Source organism: Arthrobacter sp. Y3221157, assembly GCF_059089865.1.
In genome coordinates, this window is record NZ_JBNHFD010000163.1 from 1 (window position 1) to 3,429 (window position 3,429).

The 3,429-nt window shown below is 67.8% G+C and carries 2 protein-coding genes and 2 pseudogenes; 3 read left to right on the forward strand and 1 reads right to left on the reverse strand.

Annotation, left to right across the window (positions count from 1 at the left end; all coding sequences use genetic code 11):
* Positions 1-916 (reverse strand): ROK family transcriptional regulator (locus AC5RTT_RS20185; RefSeq protein WP_494146652.1); only part of this gene is annotated, 916 nt, incomplete at its 3' end.
* Positions 917-1,143: 227 nt separating this feature from the next.
* Here AC5RTT_RS20185 and AC5RTT_RS20190 point away from each other — a divergent pair.
* From AC5RTT_RS20190 to AC5RTT_RS20200, 3 genes and pseudogenes are all read left to right on the forward strand, one after another.
* Complete coding sequence (locus AC5RTT_RS20190; protein WP_494146653.1) at positions 1,144-2,856, forward strand: glycoside hydrolase family 13 protein; 1,713 nt, start codon at positions 1,144-1,146, stop codon at positions 2,854-2,856.
* A gap of 46 nt (positions 2,857-2,902) precedes the next feature.
* Positions 2,903-3,331: pseudogene (locus tag AC5RTT_RS20195) on the forward strand (aldo/keto reductase); the annotation flags it as partial.
* Positions 3,332-3,333: 2 nt separating this feature from the next.
* Positions 3,334-3,429 (forward strand): annotated as a pseudogene (locus AC5RTT_RS20200) (catalase); the annotation flags it as partial.

Here is a 3,429-nt window from a genome sequence, read left to right on the forward strand (position 1 = left end):
CGGCGTCGCCGGCAGCGGCGGCGGCGAACACCTGTTCCGCCTCGACGCCGCCCGCTGCGTACTTCCGCAGCGCTGTCCCGGCTTTGCCTGCGAGCGCCTCCGCGGCCCAGTTCCGGGCGAGGAAGGCGATACCGTAGGTGTCGCCAACGCCTTCCACCCACTCCAGGAAGGCAAGTTCGCCGGCGCCCCCGTCGCGCCCGTGCAGCAGCCGCCCGTCGTCGATGATGCCGGCACCCAGGCGTTCGCTGGCCAGGATCACCACCACGTCGTCCACTCCGGCTGCCGCTCCCTGCCAGCGGTCGCCAAGTGCTGCCAGGTTGGCGTCGTTTTCCAGCAGCACAGTCCAGCCCCGCATCTCCAGCAGCGCTGTCTTCAGGCCGACGTCGAACAGTTCCCAGAAGTGCTGCTTCACCAGGACGTCCCCGTGGCGGTCCACCGGCGCGGCGATGCCGGCGCACACGGCAAGGACTGCATCCGGGGAGGCGCCGCTGCCCTCCAGCGCCAGCAGGGCGGCCCGGTCGACGACGGCGACGCGTTCTTCGGCTGGGATGTCCGCCCGGGAGAACGCCTGGGTAGCCCTGCCCAGCATCCTGCCCCGAAGATCGGCGACCACCACTGTGGCCTTGGAGACACCCACATCCATGCCCAGGACGTAGCCCGCGCGCTCGTTGAGCTCGAACCGGCGGGCGGGGCGGCCCTTCTGGTATCCGCCAAAGGCGCGCTGGTTCTCCAGCTCCCGGATCCAGCCCCGCGCCATCAGATCCTGGCAGACGGAGATGGCGGTGGCCCGGGTCAGGCCGGTGGCCTCCATGATCTCGGTAACGGTCACCGCTTGGGATGCACGCAGGAATTCCAGGACTGCTCCTGCGCTGACGCGACGGAGCAGCTGGGGTGTGGCCGGCGTGGGTTCCGTCATGGGTGTTGACCTCTCTGTGCGTTGCCCTCCATAATACTTGGGGTACTAAATTTAGATTCAATATAAAGATGTTCCGATCGGGGCGCCTCGTTTGCCATGGCACCCATACTGGTGGTTTACATCCTGGCGCGACGGTGGGTACTGTCCGAAGTAAATGCGCGGGGCGCCAAGTAGACCCAAAAGACCTTGACCAGCCATAACCCAACGCACAGAAAAGGAAGATCCCTTTGTCCACCACCGCCACGCTGGCAACCCTCTCCGACTCCGACCGCCTCGCTGATCCGAACTGGTGGCGCCAGGCAGCGGTATACCAGATCTATCCGCGCAGCTTCGCCGACTCCAACGGCGATGGCATCGGCGACCTGAAGGGCATCACCGCGAAGGTTCCGTACCTGAAGGCGCTGGGCATCGACGCCGTGTGGCTGAGCCCCTTCTACCCCTCGGCACTCGCCGACGGCGGCTACGACGTGGATGACTACCGCGACGTGGACCCCAAGCTGGGCACGCTGGCGGACTTTGACGAGATGGCCAAGGCCCTGCACGGCGCCGGGATCAAGCTGATCGCGGACATCGTCCCCAACCACTCCTCCGACCGGCACGAATGGTTCAAGGAGGCCCTGGCCGCGCCCAAGGGTTCACCCGCCCGCGACCGGTACATCTTCCGTGACGGGAAGGGCCCCAACGGTGAGTTCCCGCCGTCGGACTGGGACTCGGTGTTCGGCGGCCCCGCCTGGGAGCGCATCACCGAACCGGACGGCACTCCCGGCCAGTGGTACATGCACATCTTTGCAAAGGAGCAGCCGGACCTGAACTGGTCCAACCGGGAAGTCCGCGACGACTTCCTCAAGACCCTCCGCTTCTGGTCCGACCGCGGCGTGGACGGCTTCCGCGTGGACGTGGCCCACGCCCTCACCAAGGACCTCACCGAACCGCTGCTGTCCAAGCTGGAACTGAGCGCGGCCAATACCGGCGTTGACGGGTTCGACGACGGCACGCACCCGTTCTGGGACCGCGACGAAGTGCACGAGATCTACGCCGAATGGCGCGAGGTGTTCAACGAGTACAACCCGCCGCGGACCGCCGTGGCCGAGGCCTGGGTGCACGCCACCCGCCGCGCCCGGTACGCGAGCCCGCAGGGCCTGGGCCAGGCTTTCAACTTCGACCTGCTGCAGGCCGATTTCGACGCCGGCGAGTACAAGGAGATCATCACCCGCAACCTGGCCGAGGCAGCCGCCACCGGAGCGTCCTCCACCTGGGTGTTCTCCAACCATGACGTGGTCCGGCACGCCACCCGCTACGGCCTGCCCCAGGTGTCCAAGGACAAGGCTGGCACCAAGGGCCAGGACGGCAAGGACTGGCTCCTCGCCGGCGGTCCCAAGGACCAGTTGGACGTGGAACTCGGTGAACGCCGCGCCCGCGCCGCCACGCTGCTGATGCTGGCCGTCCCGGGTTCCGCCTACCTGTACCAGGGTGAGGAACTGGGGCTCCAGGAAGTGGCGGAGATCCCCGAATCCGAGCGCCAGGACCCGTCCTTCTTCCGCAACAGGGGCGTGGAGATCGGCCGTGACGGCTGCCGCGTGCCCCTGCCGTGGAAGGTGGAGGGAACGTCCTTCGGCTTCGGCGAGGGCGGCTCGCACCTGCCGCAGCCGGACTGGTTCAGCAAGTACGCCGTGGAAGCCCAGGACGGCACGCAAGGTTCCACGCTGGAGCTGTACCGTGCGGCCCTGAAGCTGCGCCGTGAGCTGCAGACGGACGAGGAACTCGAGTGGGTGGAGACCGGCAACCCTGAGGTCCTGCACTTCCGCCGCCCCAACGGATGGCAGTCCGTCACCAACTTCGGCGGCACCGCCGTCGAGCTTCCCGCTGGGAAGGTGCTGCTCAGCAGCGGGCCGCTGGAAGACGGCAAGCTGCCCGCCAACACCACCGCATGGCTGCGCTGATGCCCGCACCCGGCACAGGCCGGCAGGCCTTGCAGAAACAGCCCTGATGCAGGAGCTCATTTACGGCTGCATGGGATTGGGCGGCAGCTGGTCCGACGAGCCGCATGGCAGTGCCCATGTGGACGAGGCCGCTGCCGCCGTCCAGGCAGCCCTGGACGCCGGCATCACCCTGTTCGACCACGCGGACATCTACCGAAGCGGCAAGTCCGGGGCCGTCTTCGGCGAGGTGCTGGCCGGCACGCCGGGCCTGCGGGAACGGATCCGGCTGCAGACCAAATGCGGGATCAGGTTGAACGAACGCGGCCTGCAGACGCATTACGACCTGAGCCGGGACGCCATCCTGGCACGGGTCGACGGGAGCCTGAAGCGGCTGCGCACCGACTACGTGGACATCCTCCTGCTGCACCGCCCGGACCCGCTGGCAGACCCCGCAGAGGTGGCGTCCGCCGTCGGGCAGCTGATGGCGGAAGGCAAGGCTCCCAGAAGCGCCTTCCCGGCACGCACCTGCGCGACGCTGACATGCAGTGGGACTTCTGGACCCTGTCCCCCGAGTCCGCCCACCAGGTCACCTGG